The 14,668-nt window shown below is 54.1% G+C and carries 13 protein-coding genes; 5 read left to right on the top strand and 8 right to left on the bottom strand.

The genetic code is table 11. From position 1 onward, the window contains the following. Positions 1 to 123 precede the first annotated feature (123 nt). The 3 genes from AB6M95_RS13205 to AB6M95_RS13195 all read right to left on the bottom strand — a co-directional run bounded on the left by AB6M95_RS13205 (position 124) and on the right by AB6M95_RS13195 (position 1,185). Positions 124 to 540, bottom strand: a complete 417-nt coding sequence (locus tag AB6M95_RS13205; RefSeq protein WP_371387229.1) for a hypothetical protein — start codon at positions 538 to 540, stop codon at positions 124 to 126. A gap of 118 nt (positions 541 to 658) precedes the next feature. Next, positions 659 to 868 (bottom strand): hypothetical protein, encoded by a 210-nt coding sequence (locus tag AB6M95_RS13200; protein ID WP_371387228.1) that lies wholly within the window; start codon positions 866 to 868, stop codon positions 659 to 661. Beyond that, positions 868 to 1,185: a DUF2958 domain-containing protein gene (locus tag AB6M95_RS13195; protein WP_371387227.1), complete on the bottom strand. Its 318-nt coding sequence runs from the start codon at positions 1,183 to 1,185 to the stop codon at positions 868 to 870. Before AB6M95_RS13195 ends, AB6M95_RS13200 begins: the two co-directional genes overlap by 1 nt. A 384-nt stretch (positions 1,186 to 1,569) precedes the next feature. On the opposite strand from AB6M95_RS13195, the gene AB6M95_RS13190 reads away from it, so the two are divergent. From AB6M95_RS13190 to AB6M95_RS13175, 4 genes are read left to right on the top strand one after another with little or no spacing between them, the layout of a single operon-like run. After that, positions 1,570 to 3,252 (top strand): HsdM family class I SAM-dependent methyltransferase, encoded by a 1,683-nt coding sequence (locus tag AB6M95_RS13190; RefSeq protein ID WP_371387226.1) that lies wholly within the window; start codon positions 1,570 to 1,572, stop codon positions 3,250 to 3,252. A 3-nt stretch (positions 3,253 to 3,255) separates the two neighbouring features. Continuing rightward, a complete protein-coding gene (locus tag AB6M95_RS13185) occupies positions 3,256 to 5,496 on the top strand; it encodes a sensor histidine kinase (protein WP_371387225.1) in 2,241 nt (746 codons plus the stop codon). Continuing rightward, positions 5,483 to 6,619 carry a hypothetical protein gene (locus AB6M95_RS13180; protein WP_371387224.1) on the top strand — a complete coding sequence of 379 codons (1,137 nt, stop codon included), beginning with the start codon at positions 5,483 to 5,485 and terminating at the stop codon, positions 6,617 to 6,619. The genes AB6M95_RS13185 and AB6M95_RS13180 overlap by 14 nt, the downstream gene beginning before the upstream one ends. After that, positions 6,616 to 7,359, top strand: coding sequence for a hypothetical protein (locus tag AB6M95_RS13175; protein WP_371387223.1), 744 nt, complete (start codon positions 6,616 to 6,618; stop codon positions 7,357 to 7,359). The genes AB6M95_RS13180 and AB6M95_RS13175 overlap by 4 nt, the downstream gene beginning before the upstream one ends. A gap of 324 nt (positions 7,360 to 7,683) precedes the next feature. On the opposite strand, the gene AB6M95_RS13170 is transcribed toward AB6M95_RS13175, so the two are convergent. The 3 genes from AB6M95_RS13170 to AB6M95_RS13160 form a co-directional block, all read right to left on the bottom strand. Next, a complete protein-coding gene (locus AB6M95_RS13170) occupies positions 7,684 to 8,448 on the bottom strand; it encodes a substrate-binding periplasmic protein (protein ID WP_371387222.1) in 765 nt (254 codons plus the stop codon). A gap of 288 nt (positions 8,449 to 8,736) precedes the next feature. Beyond that, positions 8,737 to 9,339 (bottom strand): DJ-1/PfpI family protein, encoded by a 603-nt coding sequence (locus tag AB6M95_RS13165; RefSeq protein ID WP_371387221.1) that lies wholly within the window; start codon positions 9,337 to 9,339, stop codon positions 8,737 to 8,739. Beyond that, the gene (locus tag AB6M95_RS13160) at positions 9,302 to 10,300 is read right to left on the bottom strand and encodes a GlxA family transcriptional regulator (protein ID WP_371387220.1); all 999 of its coding nucleotides are present in this window, start codon (positions 10,298 to 10,300) and stop codon (positions 9,302 to 9,304) included. The genes AB6M95_RS13165 and AB6M95_RS13160 overlap by 38 nt, the downstream gene beginning before the upstream one ends. A 191-nt stretch (positions 10,301 to 10,491) precedes the next feature. Between AB6M95_RS13160 and AB6M95_RS13155 the strand changes: the two genes are divergently transcribed. After that, positions 10,492 to 11,442 carry a UDP-glucuronic acid decarboxylase family protein gene (locus tag AB6M95_RS13155; protein WP_371387219.1) on the top strand — a complete coding sequence of 317 codons (951 nt, stop codon included), beginning with the start codon at positions 10,492 to 10,494 and terminating at the stop codon, positions 11,440 to 11,442. Between the two features lie 183 nt (positions 11,443 to 11,625). Here the strand turns inward: AB6M95_RS13155 and AB6M95_RS13150 are convergent, their stop codons facing one another. After that, positions 11,626 to 13,128, bottom strand: a complete 1,503-nt coding sequence (locus AB6M95_RS13150; RefSeq protein ID WP_371387218.1) for a glycosyltransferase family protein — start codon at positions 13,126 to 13,128, stop codon at positions 11,626 to 11,628. A 3-nt stretch (positions 13,129 to 13,131) separates the two neighbouring features. Continuing rightward, positions 13,132 to 14,559 (bottom strand): B12-binding domain-containing radical SAM protein, encoded by a 1,428-nt coding sequence (locus AB6M95_RS13145; RefSeq protein WP_371387217.1) that lies wholly within the window; start codon positions 14,557 to 14,559, stop codon positions 13,132 to 13,134. Between the last annotated feature and the right edge of the window lie 109 nt (positions 14,560 to 14,668).

Raw genomic sequence — 14,668 nt, 5'->3', positions numbered from 1 at the left:
AGCCAGCGAGTTGCCTCGCTGGCTCCATGAATACAATTATTACAGGAATCATTCGGCGTTACAGCATAAAACGCCTATCAGCCGATTGGGAGCCGCTGTGAACAACGTCTTGCAACTCCACACCTAGAACTTGGTGATGTTCGCATAGCTGACCGGGAAAATCCTCCACCAGTCCCGCCGCCGCTCGGATTTGACTTGCCCAGCCGGGTCCAGCGCATACCGGTCGAGGCCGCATTTCACATGGACCATCCAGTGGTCTTCCTCGCCGCTGCCAGCCCGTTCAACGCCCAGAAGGGATAAGGGGCTAAGAGAGCCATACCCTGCAAATACGGTCCGCCGGGACAGCCGATAGCCGAAGCTGGCCAGCATGGCGCGGATGTCGGCGTAGTCCGTGAAGAATGGTCCAGCCGGGTCAAAGCCCAGCTCATTGATGGCAAGAATCCTGATCTCCGCGTAGGTGCAGCCGACCACCATTGCCACACAGGCTAATCCGCATCCGGTGCCGTCCTCCTGGACGATGCGCTGAACGGCCACCGTCACCGCTGCACATCCGGGTTTCTGGCGCACCAGTGCGAGGACAGGCCATTTTTACACCGGCACGGCTGCTTGATGCCGACTGACTGGCAAAACACGCTCAGGGCGCAAATACGGCGCATTCTCACAGGTCCCCGGGAATCAGGACCAGCCGATACGCCACACCGGACTCGAAAACGACCTCGATTCCGTAAATCACCACAGGGCCGTCCACGTCGCTCAGGCACCATGTGAAATCAACGGGGTGGTCACGCAGCAACCCGGTTTTCTCGGCCAACGTCAGCTGGGGATCGAACAAGCTGACAATCAGGTCCTCCATGTCACGGATGTCCATCACGCCCTCCTCCGAATTTCTGGTATGGCGTAGGCCGGGACAACTTCCCACGGCCCCTCGCAATCCACCTCGACCCAACCGACGCTCAGCCCCTTGAGTTCGGCCAATGAGAAATACCCCCACTCGGCGTTCTGGTAATCCCGGTTCAGGATGGAATACCCGAAGCAGGTATCCTCCCCGTCGAACTCGGCCACGTACCAGTCGCAGCCGCCGATAAAGAAATGCAGGTAAATTAGCTTGTTTTGGACTGGAATGTCCTCGGTTTCATAGAGGCGAGGCACGGCATCAAGCCGAGCCCGCGAAGGTTCGTTCCACATGGGAGCCTCCTGTTCATAGGACGCAACAAAGCCCACGGCTACCGCAGCAGACGCGAGATCGATGATCGTCCGGGTTATGTGATGGGATGCCGAGCCGTGATTATGGCTTGGCGAAAAACGACAATATCATTATAGCATAAAAACATAAAAAGTCAATATCCACAGTATGTTAACGGCAACCGCGGAATCGCTATTCTTGTCAAGGAGGGCCTTCAACATGAGTAACTATCAGTAGTCATTGAATCTATACGCACCTTAACACGTTGATATTATAGGTTGATTTATCCTCTAGGGTGGTGCATATTAAAGTGCTATAATTGGGTGGAATGCGTTCTGGTGCTATTCGCCTATCTCTCTAAATGTACTCATAGGAATTATTTCGACGTGAATCACAACCAAGTACTCAGCCAAGAAGCAAAAAAAAGGCTCGGCTCCTTCTACACACCAGAAGGGTTGATAGCGGTGTTGACGGATTGGGCAATTCGATCTGAAACCGATATCGTATTAGAGCCTAGCTTTGGCGGCTGTGGCTTCATAGGTGAGTCCAAAACCCGTTTAGAAAAACTGGGGTGTAACCAGCCTGAAAAGCAAATCTATGGCTGTGATATCGACGTAAATGCTTTTTCATATCTCGATGACATACTGCCAGGCAGAAACGGCAATTTCCTTACAACGGACTTCTTAGCTACTAATGAGAAGTCATTTCGTGATAGACAATTTAACGTGGTACTCGGAAACCCTCCATATGTCTCACACCACAACACGACCTCGCGCCAAAAAGAGGTTGCTCGAAAAACCTGCAAAGACCTCGGATTGAATATTTCTAAACGGGCAAGCCTGTGGGCCTATTTCGTTGTACACAGCATCTATTTTTTAAAGTCTGGTGGTCGACTTGCATTTGTACTTCCTGGGAGTTTTTTACAAGCTGAATATGCGGCTGAAGTCAGGGCATTCATCCAGAAGCATTTTGACTTCATTACTGCTATAGTCCTGCATGATCGACTCTTTCTGTCAGAAGGCACAGAGGAAAACACAGTCATACTTCTAGCTGAAGGCTTCCGTAGAGAAGCAGACTGCCAAGCAGTGATTAATGTTGCAGAAGCAAAAAGTATTGAAAATCTCAAAAATCAGATTTGGGCTTTAAAGTGCAGAAAGCCAGTTGGTACTGTCTTCGATTCCAGCCTGAACATGTCGCTGATGAAGCCTCGAAGTAAAGAACTATTCGACCAATTGGCCAATATGGCGGAATGCCGAAGGGCTGGTGATCTGTTTTCGATTATTATTGGTATAGTGACAGGTGACAACAAGTTCTTTGTTGTGGACAGAGAACACGCTGAAAACCATCAACTTTACCCTCGGTATTCAAGGCCTCTACTTGCGAAGATAACAAACGCGCCTGGGCTATCTTTCACACAGGATGATTATTTAGCAACCCTGAACTCCAACAAACCCTGCCTGCTGATCGATACTGATAGCTTGGATAAAGGCATTGATCAGCCCATTAGAGATTACCTTGCTTCTTACTCTCGCAAAAAACGAAGGTCCGTTAAGACTTTTAAAAAACGAAGCAATTGGCATTCACCAGATGATCATCGAATCCCAGATGCATTTTTCACATACATGAAGCAAGAGTGTCCTCGAATCGTTTTGAATGAGCATGGGTTGAACTGCACCAATAGCATTCATCGTGTTTTCTTCAATGAAGACATACCCCATGAGAAACACCGCTTGGTCGCCTTGTCGCTCCTCACTTCGTTCTCACAGCTTTCTGCGGAGATTGAAGGAAAAGGGTACGGTTCAGGCGTCTTAAAGCTTGAGCCTAATGCTGCAAAGCGCATAAAGGTGCTCCTCCCGGAATTGTATGACAAGGATGGACTCGATAATGCTTGCGATAAGGCAGATCGTTTTCTCCGTGAGGGAAACACCACCAGAGCAATCGAAGTCGCTGATGCCTTCTTTCTAACTCCGCTTGAGAGACAGCATGGGGTCAATTACAAATCCTACTTCCAGGAAGAACTAGCCCTCGCACAAATTAGACGTCAGCATATCCGATCAAATCGAGGATGACCAATGGCTAAGACGAAAGATTTACAAATAGAACTCATGAATTTGCTCGGGAGAGAAGATGTCGATCTCGATGAGGTCTTAACACTGACAGCACAGCTTGCTGAATCAGATGAGAATCGTGTTAGATTTTCTGTTGATGCAAGCCATATTGACAGATTGGGTCGTGAGCTGGTTGCTAAACAGGAAACAGCTGTCGCAGAGTTAGTAAAAAACGGCTATGACGCTGACGCAAAACTTGTAGAGCTAACATTCATCGATGTTGATAGTCCTGGAGGAACACTAGAGATTTTTGACAACGGGAATGGAATGACGCGTAGCCAGCTAATTAATGGATTTATGCGTCTTTCCACTACTGATAAAGCAGATACCCCTTTTTCTCCGCTCTATAAACGAGCGAGAGCTGGGCGCAAAGGCATTGGCCGTTTTGCAGCTCAAAGATTGGGAACAAAGCTCACGATTATTACGCAAACAAAAGAATCTCCGAACGCACTCAAAATTTCTGTTGATTGGAATAAATACACTGCCCACAAAGAGCTGGCGACAATATCCCATATCATATCTGAACTCCCAAAAGACCGTCCACAAGGCACGCTACTTGTAATTGAAAACCTTCGTGATTCATGGAGTCGAACTCAGATTTCACGAGCCTACCGCTACACATCTGAGTTGTTGGAGCCTTACCCGTTATCAAAAGAAAAAACCGGGATAAAAAAAATAGACCCTGGCTTTAACACCGCATTTTACGTCCAACAAAATGGAGAGATTGAAACTGTTGCGGATGTAGAATCTGTCATCCTCAAACATGCGGTTGGAGTAGTTAACGGTCACATCGACGATGCAGGGAGGGCTTATTGGTCTTTTGACGGAAAAAAGGTCGGTTTAGAAATCAAGGACCAACCGATCGACATCAACACAAAGTATAAGCAGATTATCCCGGGCGGGATATCTTTCCAAGCGCATTATTTTATTGATGATTCAGATTACATACCAACAAGCTTTAAAACGGTTGTTCGTAACGCCCTTCAAGAAAATGGGGGCATCAGACTCTATAGGAATGGGTTTCGGGTTCTCCCCTTTGGGGAAAAATATGATGACTGGCTTCGCTTAGAGCACTCGTCAAGTCTCCGCTCAGTCTTAGGTCCACATAGGAATACAAACTTCATGGGTTATGTAAGCGTCAACGACCCGGAAGGAATCCATTTTCAGGAAACCGCCAGCCGAGAAGGGCTTGTCGAAAATGACGCTTTTTTTGCTCTTAGAGAATTTGTGTCGATGTCTCTCAAGGCCGCTGCGGTTGTTGTGGCTCATGAAAGAGACAGAAAGCCCCTGCCTCGACAAACTAAACGGTATAAATCTCCCGAAGAAGCTCTCGATGCGTTCATGGGTAAAGCAACTAAGCTCTCCATGAATATCCTTGATAAGCGGCCCGACGAACTCAAAAATGATGTTATAGAAATGCAGGTCGCAGCCAAAGAAGCCCAAAAGTTGATCGAAGAAATCCCAATGTTGCGAGTCTTAGCTGGACTAGGGCTAATGATCGGAGAATTTACGCACGAGATAAAGCTTGCCTTTGGGGCCGTTCGTAATGCTCTAGATTTAATGAGGAAGCACGTCTCAGAAGAAGGCCAGGACTCATTGGAAGATCTAGGTTCACTATTTATTTCTATACAATCTTTTGCAAGATACTTTGATCACGCAGTTGTTGATAATGCGCATCGTGGGCTAGTTCCAGTTGATTTAGTTGGAGTCGTTGGAGACTTTAAAGATATCGTTCGGCCAAGATTGGATGAACTCAAAATAGATATAAGCGTTATACAAAATGACTACGATCTCTTCACTAAGCCTATGCACAATTCTGAATGGACCTCAATTCTCTTCAATCTTTATAGCAACTCTCTTAAAGCGATTAAGAAAACTGATGTTAAAGGCAAAATATTGGTTGAGTTAGGCGAACAAGACGGTAAAATTTATCTTCAATTCTCTGATAATGGAATTGGAATACCAAAAGAGAACTGGGAGCAAGTTTTTGATGCATTTTATACCACAAGCCCACAACCCGGAACAACGGCCACATATTCTGAAGAGTTAACAGGCTCAGGGCTCGGCTTAAAAGTGGTGAAAGACATCATTCGTACGGCTAAGGGAACCATCGAAGTGATTGATCCCCCGGAAGGCTATACAACGTCTTTTCTAATAGAGGTTCCCAAAGCATTACCAGAGGAGATTCCTGATGATGCCTATTAAATATCTATGTATTGATGACGCCCAGACAGGCATCATCTCAAAATACACAGAAAAAGTGGTTGAGGCTTCAAATGGGAAGCTGGAGATAAAAGTTGTTAAGCCTAATGTGTTTAAGAGACTTCTACACACAATTCAAGATGAAAAAGCAAAAGGTTTAATTATTGACCTTCGACTTGATGAAATTGCCTTCGATGAAGAAGGCAACACTGTTGACTTTCGAGGGACGACACTTGCTCAAGAGCTACGAACTCGTATGGGAGAAGGAGGATTCCCCCCTGTACCAATCGTCATGTGGACTGTTGAAACAAACTTCACCACTTCATATAAGAATATTAAATCTGCACAAGACATTTTTGATCAGGTATACGAGAAAGATACGGCTGTAAGTGATCATCCAGAAAAAGTTGCTTTGGAGCTTCTTGAACTAAGCTGGGGGTATGGTCAAATTTGGAGAATTTTACGTGGAGACAGTAAAGCGCCAATTAATGAAATATTAGGCCTTGAAGAACACGAAGACTGGCTTGATCCTCGTATAGGGATCGAACTTGAAGAAGAGCCAAAGCTCCCTGATCACGAATTCGCAAACTATATGATTACTAACGTGGTTAAACCTCGTGGAGTGTTGATTGAAGAAGAGGTGCTAGCTGCACGCCTTGGCGTTTCAATGAATTCTAAGGATTGGGGCGCGTTGAAAGAGAAAATTTGTCACCTTCGATACGCAGGTGTCTTTTCAGATGCGTGGCCCCGATGGTGGGCTACCAAAGTTGAAGATTGGTGGTTTTCATTAGAAGCTTCTCAAAGATCGTTGCGAAGCCTAAAAGCAGAAGAAAGGGTAGAGCTTTTAAAAAAGTACCTCGAGTTGGAGAAGCTTGAAGCAAGTACCCCAATCAACGAATCATACAGCACGAAATTCTGGACCATATGCCAAGCGTATCACCGCCCATTGGACCCAGCTGATGGATACATGGTGAGTTCCAAGCAATCGCTCCCATGGCTTGAGCAGTTGTATGTCTCAACGGAGGCATTGTTGGATAGGACTGCTGCCAGGAACAACATTAAGCTACACCCGCTTGAGCGTGAGAAGTTTGCTGAAGTCAGAGCAGAAATGCAGAAGGCCAAATGACAATCATCTCTGTTAAAGAATACTGGCGTAAACAAGCAAACATCCTGCCGAAGCTGGCAACAATGCTTGATAAGGATTTTGCTGATATTTGCCCAGATACTGGACCATTGCGCGGTGCTGCTGATATGTGCCGCACAGGTTTAGGTAGAGAGCATTATTTTTACTCAATGACGGCTCTGAAGTTTTGCATCAAGTCGGAAGGACATATACCAAGCCATGCACCTGAAACTGTAGAGATATTCCTCTCTGTTACTGCTGGAAGTAATAAGAAAATTGATGACCATGACCCATTCAACAGGTTGGAGTTTGACGTTGTTTTAAAAGCCGTAAAGGGCAAAACCTTTCTCGGAGCTTGGCATTTAGATAGACATGTTGGTGAAGAGCCTACCAAAGATATTCACCCTCTCTACCATTTTCATTTCGGTGGGCGGCATTTAGGTGAGCTTGGGGATGATGTTGGTCGTATGCTAATCACTGAAGCCCCACGACTTCCTCACTACCCGATGGATGCCGTACTTGGAGTAGACTACGTGCTATCACATTACGCAGGTGAAACTTGGGCGAAGCTCAAAGACGACTCGACCTATTCAAACTTTCTGAAACCCTCACAAGACTTTTTGATGGCCAGTTACGCCCGATCCTTGAATACGTATTTCGGGACACAGCCCGATGAACGGATTAATGGGGGGGCATGTTATTTGTGGCCGAACTTACCACCTCACGAGCATCCTGACGTGTAAATCTACGTGTAAAATACAAGACCAAACCCGGATACAAACCGAAACACACCACCTCAAAACCAACGCCGGAAGCCACTTAACGCCGTGGTTGCCATCCAGAGCGACAGTTCTCTCACGCCGGCAACAGGGGTTCAAACCCCCTTGGGGACGCCACTGACAAAACAACGGGTTACAGCGGAAGCTGTGACCCGTTTTTTGTTTGCGTGCCGGATAGCGTGGAAGGTGCAATGCTTCACCTTGACCGCTCACACAAAATCTTCATGAGGCGCGGCCCAAGCTCCCGCCGGGCATGGAGCCCGCACGGCACCGGCTCTCCACGGGCGATCAACGGTTGTACTCCCCCGCCAGCAGGGCATTGTACATCTCTTGAAACCTTCCTGATTCTTTCATCTTTTCCAGACCGTTGTTGAATATATCCCGGAGCCGGGCGCCCCTTTCCGTTTTCCTCGTGAAACCGAGGGCACCGGTGTGATCGGCTATGGCCCGCTCGCTGCTCTTGACCATGTCGGCGATTCCCGGAGCAAAGCGTTCGCGAAGGATCGTGAAGCCGACGAGCTCATCGGCGAAAAAGATGTCGATCCTTTTTGCAATCAACATGGCGAAATTCGAGTAATCGCTGTTGGCGACGTCGTATGTCAGTACGCCATTGTCCGCCAGCCGCCAAAACTCGTCCGTGTAGGAAAAATCCCTGGTTATGCCGATACGGAACCCTTTGAAATCCGCAAAGGACTTCCACTCGGGTATCTTCGTCTCCTTCTTGCTGAAAACGACCAGCCGTTCATGGGTTATGGGATCGCTGAACAGGTAGTCCCGCCCCCGCCGTTCCGTTATATAGACATATGACACCGCATCGGCGGCGCCCTCCCGGGCAAGTTCAAAGGCTCGCGCCCAGGGATAATAGGCTATCTCGACCTCATAGCCGCTCTCCCTGAAGGCCTCGGAGATGACGTGATTGACGAAACCGCCGTGAGGCAGATCCTTGCCGGTGTACGGGGCGTATTCCCCGGAGGAAATCGATACCTTCCCGGCAAAAGCCGCACAGGGCATGAATACCGCCACAACAATCGACAGCAGAAGTATTCTCAACATGTCGCCCTTCCTTGACTTGCTTGATCCTCGATCCACACACCGCCAGCCATGCCCTACTCTGCTGGGGACCGGTGGAAATAGCGATTATTAATTCAGGCAAGCGGTACTATCGGAGGCGAAAGCGCCCGGCCGCCGCATGGGCCATGCGGAGAGGATCGGGCCGAAAACCGGGGAATGCGAACCGATCGCGATCGAATAACGGCCGCAGTTCCTTGGGACGACAAGACAACGGGTTACGGCCGACAGCCGCAGCCCGTTGTCGTTTTCACGGCCGCGCAGGCGGCGGGCCTAGACCTCGGCCTCGTAGGGCGGGGCCGGGGCGTACTGCAGGATCTTCCTGACCGTGCGGGCGTGGTCCGGGGTGTGGATCTCCCCCACCAGCCACAGGGCCATATCTATGCCTGCGGATATCCCCTGGGAAGTCACCACCTTGCCATCGCGAACATAGCGCATGTCGGGTAGTTCCCGGATCCCGGGGTCATTGGCCAGGGCCTCCATGAGCATCCAGTGGGTGGTTGCCTTGCGCCCTTTGAGCAAGCCTGCCTTTTGCAGTATGAGGCTGCCCGTACAGACCCCTGTCATCCAATCGACCTTGTCGTACTGATCCCGCACCCAGTCGATGGCCCTGTCGTTGCCCAGGGCGTGTTCATTGATCTCGGCCGCTCCGGGCAGAAGGAGCACGTCCAGTTTCGGGGCATCCTCGAAGCTGTAATCGGGTATCATCCGCAGGCCGCCGGCCCCGCGCAGAGGTTTCGTCTCCTGCGCGACGGTCACGACCCGGCCGCTTTCCAGCAACTGGTTCGAGAGGGCGAAAATCTGAAGAGGGCCGACGCAATCCAACTCCGCGACCTGCTCATAAATGAATATTCCGTATGCGAGACCTGTGGTCATGTTGTTCTCCTTTGATAAAATGGGCTCGATACTGAGCCGGACTGATGCCGAGCCTTCTCTGAAAGGCGCGGCGCAACCGCTCCTCGCGGCCGAAGCCCGATTCGCGTGCGATCCCTTCAAGTCCCTCGGCACCGGATTCGAGCAATTCGCGCGCGCGATCAATCCGCAATTGCTCAACAAACCGGCCGGGACTCATGCCTGTTTCCGACGGAAAAATTCGGGCGAAGGAACGTGGACTCATGTTCGCCTTTTCAGCCATCCGGTCCACGGTGAGTTTTTGCTCGATATTGGCTTCAATCCAGTCCACAAGCGGCTTGAAGCGCTTGCCCGCCCTGGCCTGCATGGCGAGTGTCGTGCTGAACTGACTCTGGTTGCCGGGACGTCTGCGGTAAAGCAGCAGCAGCCGCGCCACCTCGATGGCCAGGGCCGGGCCGTAATCGTCCTCCACAAGCGCAAGGGCCAGATCTATTCCCGCAGTCACTCCCGCGCTGGTGGCTATGTGCCCGTCCTGCACGTAAATGGCATCCGGATCCAGTCGGATGTCCGGGTAGAGTTCGGCCAGGCGATCGGCCACTTTCCAGTGGGTGGTGGCCCTTCGGCCGTCGAGGAATCCCGCCGCGGCCAGGAGAAAGGCCCCGCTGCAAACCGACACGAGCCGTTTCGCCTTTCGGGTCGCCATTTGTATGGCCAATACATTCCCGGGGTCCTCGGAAGCCGTTTCCGCGATCATGCCGCCCGGTACCAGCAGCGTATCCACTTCTCCCACCACGGGAGACGTCTCGGCATGAAGACGCAGGCCGGACGAAGTGGACACCGGGCCGGGCGTTCTGCCGGAAAACAACAGCTCGTACCCCTCCTCCCCGTTGCCGTCGCGGGAAAGCAATTCGTCGGCCGCGTGAAAGACGTCCACGGGACCGGTGACATCGAGCGCCACCATGCCGTGATAGAAAAAAAACTGCATGCGCTTTTTCATGGTGACAGGGTAGGGAGGAAAGCGGTTGGCGGCAATGACAAAAAATACGCATTCCCTGCCAAAATTGATCGGAGAGACAAACGCTGCGGCCGGGGATGGTCCGGCCCGGCCCGCGAAAGGGGAAATGGGGCAGCCCCCGGTGGTTGACAGCAGGCTGTTTTGCTGTAAGGAATCACCGCATGAAGAAAAAAAGCGTCCTTATCACCGGCGGTTCCGGCTTTCTCGGCTCGCACCTCTGCGAGCGGCTGCTCGATATGGGGCGCAACGTCCTCTGTGTGGACAACTACTTCACCGGGAAGAAGGGAAACATCCTTCATATGATGGACAATCCCTATTTCGAGGTCCTCCGCCACGACATCTGCTTCCCCCTGTATGTGGAGGTGGACGAGATATACAATCTGGCCTGCCCGGCCTCGCCCATCCACTACCAATACGATCCGGTGCAGACCACCAAGACCAGCGTGCACGGGGCCATCAACATGCTCGGCCTGGCCAAGCGCACCGGCGCCAAGATCTTCCAGGCCTCCACCAGCGAGGTCTACGGCAACCCCGCCGTCCATCCCCAGACCGAATGCTACTGGGGCCACGTCAATCCCATCGGCCCGCGCGCCTGCTACGACGAGGGCAAGCGTTGCGCCGAGACCCTGTTCTTCGACTACCGCCGCCAGCACGGACTGCGCATCAAGGTCGCCCGCCTCTTCAATACCTACGGCCCCCGCATGGCCCTGGACGACGGCCGGGTCGTCTCCAACTTCGTGGTCCAGGCCCTGCGCGGCGAGGACATCACGGTCTACGGCAAGGGGGACCAGACCCGCAGCTTCTGCTATGTGGACGACCTGATTGAGGCCTTCGTCCGGTTCATGGAACAGACGCCGGACGAATTCACCGGCCCCATGAACCTGGGCAACCCCAGTGAATTCACCATCCTGGAACTGGCCGAAACGGTCCTCGACCTGGTGAACTCCAAGTCCAGGATCGTGTTTCACGACCTGCCCGTGGACGATCCGACCCAGCGTAAACCGGACATCTCCCTGGCCAAGAAGACCCTGGACTGGGAGCCGAAGGTGCCCCTGCGCGAAGGGTTGATCAAGACGATCGCCTATTTCGAGGACTTTCTGAAAAACGACTGACATCCCGGGCCCGTTCGCCCCGGCGGACCGCAAGCAGCGGCCCGGCCGGCGCGAGAAACCGCACGTTCACAGCATGAAGCGCCGGTCTTATGACCGGCGCTTCATACTGTGACGCCCTTTGACGCCCTTTGACGCCCCTTGCGCCCCGGAGTCAGGCCCGGCCCGCAAAAGGCCGCCTCCGGCTCAGGAGCCGCCTTTCGCAGGCAGAGGGAACGCGCGGTGCAGTTTCCGGCCGAAGACGGATTCGGCCGCCGGGGATTCGATGCCGCCATCCGAAGACGGCAGGATGTAGCGGTACTTCTCCACCCGGACGAGCGGGACGTTGATGAACTGAGCGTACCGGCTGATGTCGTCGAGGAACAATGCGCCCATGCGCTCCTGGTCGCGGCTCATGTCGAGGCGTATGGAGTCGTCTCCCCGAGGCTTCTTCCTGGCCGGGTTCGTGAAGGTTTTAATAAGCACCTTCTCAATGAAATTGGGCTCCCACGGCTCGTTGACCAGGACGATGGGCCTGTCCGCAGCGAGCACCGGCTTGAGCAGCGCGTAGTCGCGGGACATCTGGACCAGGGAGTTGGTGGGCGGAATCCGTTTGATGGAAAACCCGGCGAAACTGATGAACAGGACGGCGATGAGCGCGATGCCCGTCCGCCTGTGGCGATCCTTCAGCTTGAACAGGAAGTAAAGGAGCAGCAGCAGGCCGTAGGGGGCCATCTGGGGGTAGTACCGCGCGCCGTAGGGCAGGGCCAGCTTGAGGGGCGAAACCCCGGAGATCATGTACAGGACCAGGAACATGCACCCCAGGTACAGCGCGCCGAGGCCGCGTACGCGCATGTCCCTGTCGCGCAGGGCCGCAACGGATGCGGCCAGGGTCAGCACGGCTATGGGCAAAAGCCCCTTGAGCTTTTTCAGCTCGACGAATTGCAGCAGGTAGTCCCTGAGGGAGATGGGGAGGTCAGGATGGCCGCCCCGGGTGGCGCCGAGCAGGCCGAGCCGCCCAAGAGGATTGCCGGAATCCCACCAGAACCAGCCCCACTCCGCGAAGCACAGCCCCGCGGCCACGGCGGTGAACAGGACCACGGCCTTGAAGTCGCGGGTGGGCAGCCAGATGAGCAGGACGATGCCGGGATAGGTATAGAGCTCGGTCACGCGCGCCCCCCAGCCCAGGAAAAAGCAGACGCCCGCCAGGACCAGGAGCCAGGAGGACCGCCTGTCGATCCAGACCATGACCAGCCAGACCATGATCGCGGTGAAGCCGAGTTCGAACACGCCGGGAAATATCTGGCTGCCCGTGACCACCATCAGCGGCAGCAGCGTGGTCAGCAGGGAGGCGGCGATGCCGAGCTTGAGCGAGTGGATCTTCTCGCCGATGAGGCAGATGCAGACCGAGGCCACGGAGGCCAGGGTGAAGGGCAGCACGTAGACCAGCAGGGGATGCGGACCGAAAAGCTTGATCAGCCCGGCCAGGGGCAGGATGACGGCCCAGCGCATGGAGTGGTTGTACCAGTGGGAGATACCCAATCCGGCGGCCAGGCGGCGCGCCTCCACCCACTTGCTGGCGTTGTCCCCGTCCATCAGGTATTCCGCCGTCACGAACCGGACCAGGAGGCTGAACAGGAAGAGCAGCGCCAGCACCTGGGCGGGGTGCCTCTCGGCCCAGTCGAAGACTCTGTCGAGGCGGGAAGGCATCGGCTATCTCCTGAAGAAGTTGCTCATCACCGTCAGGCCGCCTTTGACCAGCGCCCGGACGTCGTGGACATTCCTGACCTCGAAGAGTTTTTTGAAGATGTAGCCGGGACGGAGGTACATCTTGTTGTACGCCTCGCGATGGATGGCCATGAGCTCTTCCGAGGTCATGCCCGCGGGCACGTACACCGGGTATTTGGGCATGTTGTATTCGAGCAGCAGGTCCTTCATGTAGAAGTCCGGATCGAACTGGCCGAACTTGTGGGCGCGCTTGTAGTCCTGGGTGCCTGGCAGGGGCACGAACAGGGTGAACGAGGCCACGTCCAGGTCGAGGCTCTTGGCGAATTCGATGGTCTTGCGCATCTCCTCCGGGGTCTCGTCCAGGTGGCCGAGCATGAGATAGCCGCGCGTCTTGATGCCCACCTCGTTGGTGATCCGGACCGCCTCGCGGATCTGGTCCAGGGTGACGCCCTTGTTCATCTGGTCGAGAATGCGCTGGGAGCCGGACTCGATGCCGTAGGCGATGAAGGTGCAGCCCGCCTTCTTGAGCAGCTCCAGGATCTCCCGGTCCACGTTGTCCACCCTGGATTCGATGGACCAGGTCAGGTCGAGATTCAGCTCGATGAGCTTGTTGCAGACCTTGACCACCATCTCCCGGTTGGCCGCGAAATTGTCGTCGAAGATGGCCACGTCCTTGGCCCCGTACTCGCGCACCAGAAGCAGGAACTCCTCGATGATCCGCTCCGGGGAGTTGTAGCGCACCTGCTTGCCGAAGAGCTTGTGCACGCAGAAGCTGCACACGCCGGGACAGCCGCGCGAGGCGAGCAGCATGTGGGACGGCTGGCGCGTGGTCCGGGCCACGGTGGCGTTGTACAGGTGCATGGGCAACAGGTCGCGCGCGGGCAGAGGCAGGCTGTCCAGGTCCTCGATCAGCGGGCGCTTCGGGGTGCGCAGGAGTTCGCCGTCGCGCAGCAGGCAAAGGCCCTTGATCTCGGCGAGCCGTTCTTCCGGCAGGCCGCTCTCCAGCGCCTGGACCAGCTCCAGCGTGGTCACCTCCCCTTCGCCCACGACCACGAAATCGGCCCCGTTTTCCAGGAACTCGGCGGGCATGGTGGTGGCGTGCACGCCGCCCGCCATGATCGGCTTGTCGAGTTGCGAACGGAGCATGCGGATCAGTTCGTGGGCCCGCTTGGCGTGGGCGGTCATGGCGCTGACGCCGACGATGTCGAAGTCCCGCGCCCGGTCCACGATCTCCTGCAGCGGAGTATGCTCGGCCACGCCGTCGATGATGGCCACGCCGTGGCCGTTCTCGCGCAGCACGGCGGCGATGGACGCCAGGCCGAGGGGCGGCAGGAAGCTGGCCGTCGTCTTGGTGACGATGCCGTCGTTTTCATTGGACAGAATGGAGGGGAGGACCAGGAGTACGTTTGCCATGAGCTGTTATCCGCTTGGGGTGGTCGTTCGTAAAGGAGGCGCGGCGGACATCGTCGGCCGCGCACCGAGGGGCCGCAGAAGTTTTCCTTAAGCCGCCGGATGGAAAAAA

The sequence above is a fragment of the Pseudodesulfovibrio karagichevae genome (genome assembly GCF_041414475.1).
GTDB classification, from domain to species: Bacteria; Desulfobacterota; Desulfovibrionia; order Desulfovibrionales; family Desulfovibrionaceae; genus Pseudodesulfovibrio; species Pseudodesulfovibrio karagichevae.
This window is presented reverse-complemented; position numbering and strand designations above follow the sequence as displayed.

What these genes read in the sequence shown, in the direction of transcription:
- AB6M95_RS13200 (WP_371387228.1), bottom strand. Translation starts at nt 868, where the DNA reads ATGGACATCCGTGACATGGAGGACCTGATTGTCAGCTTGTTCGATCCC.
- AB6M95_RS13195 (WP_371387227.1), bottom strand. Translation starts at nt 1,185, where the DNA reads ATGTGGAACGAACCTTCGCGGGCTCGGCTTGATGCCGTGCCTCGCCTC.
- AB6M95_RS13185 (WP_371387225.1), top strand. Translation starts at nt 3,256, where the DNA reads ATGGCTAAGACGAAAGATTTACAAATAGAACTCATGAATTTGCTCGGG.
- AB6M95_RS13180 (WP_371387224.1), top strand. Translation starts at nt 5,483, where the DNA reads ATGATGCCTATTAAATATCTATGTATTGATGACGCCCAGACAGGCATC.
- AB6M95_RS13175 (WP_371387223.1), top strand. Translation starts at nt 6,616, where the DNA reads ATGACAATCATCTCTGTTAAAGAATACTGGCGTAAACAAGCAAACATC.
- AB6M95_RS13170 (WP_371387222.1), bottom strand. Translation starts at nt 8,448, where the DNA reads ATGTTGAGAATACTTCTGCTGTCGATTGTTGTGGCGGTATTCATGCCC.
- AB6M95_RS13165 (WP_371387221.1), bottom strand. Translation starts at nt 9,339, where the DNA reads ATGACCACAGGTCTCGCATACGGAATATTCATTTATGAGCAGGTCGCG.
- AB6M95_RS13160 (WP_371387220.1), bottom strand. Translation starts at nt 10,300, where the DNA reads ATGCAGTTTTTTTTCTATCACGGCATGGTGGCGCTCGATGTCACCGGT.
- AB6M95_RS13155 (WP_371387219.1), top strand. Translation starts at nt 10,492, where the DNA reads ATGAAGAAAAAAAGCGTCCTTATCACCGGCGGTTCCGGCTTTCTCGGC.
- AB6M95_RS13150 (WP_371387218.1), bottom strand. Translation starts at nt 13,128, where the DNA reads ATGCCTTCCCGCCTCGACAGAGTCTTCGACTGGGCCGAGAGGCACCCC.
- AB6M95_RS13145 (WP_371387217.1), bottom strand. Translation starts at nt 14,559, where the DNA reads ATGGCAAACGTACTCCTGGTCCTCCCCTCCATTCTGTCCAATGAAAAC.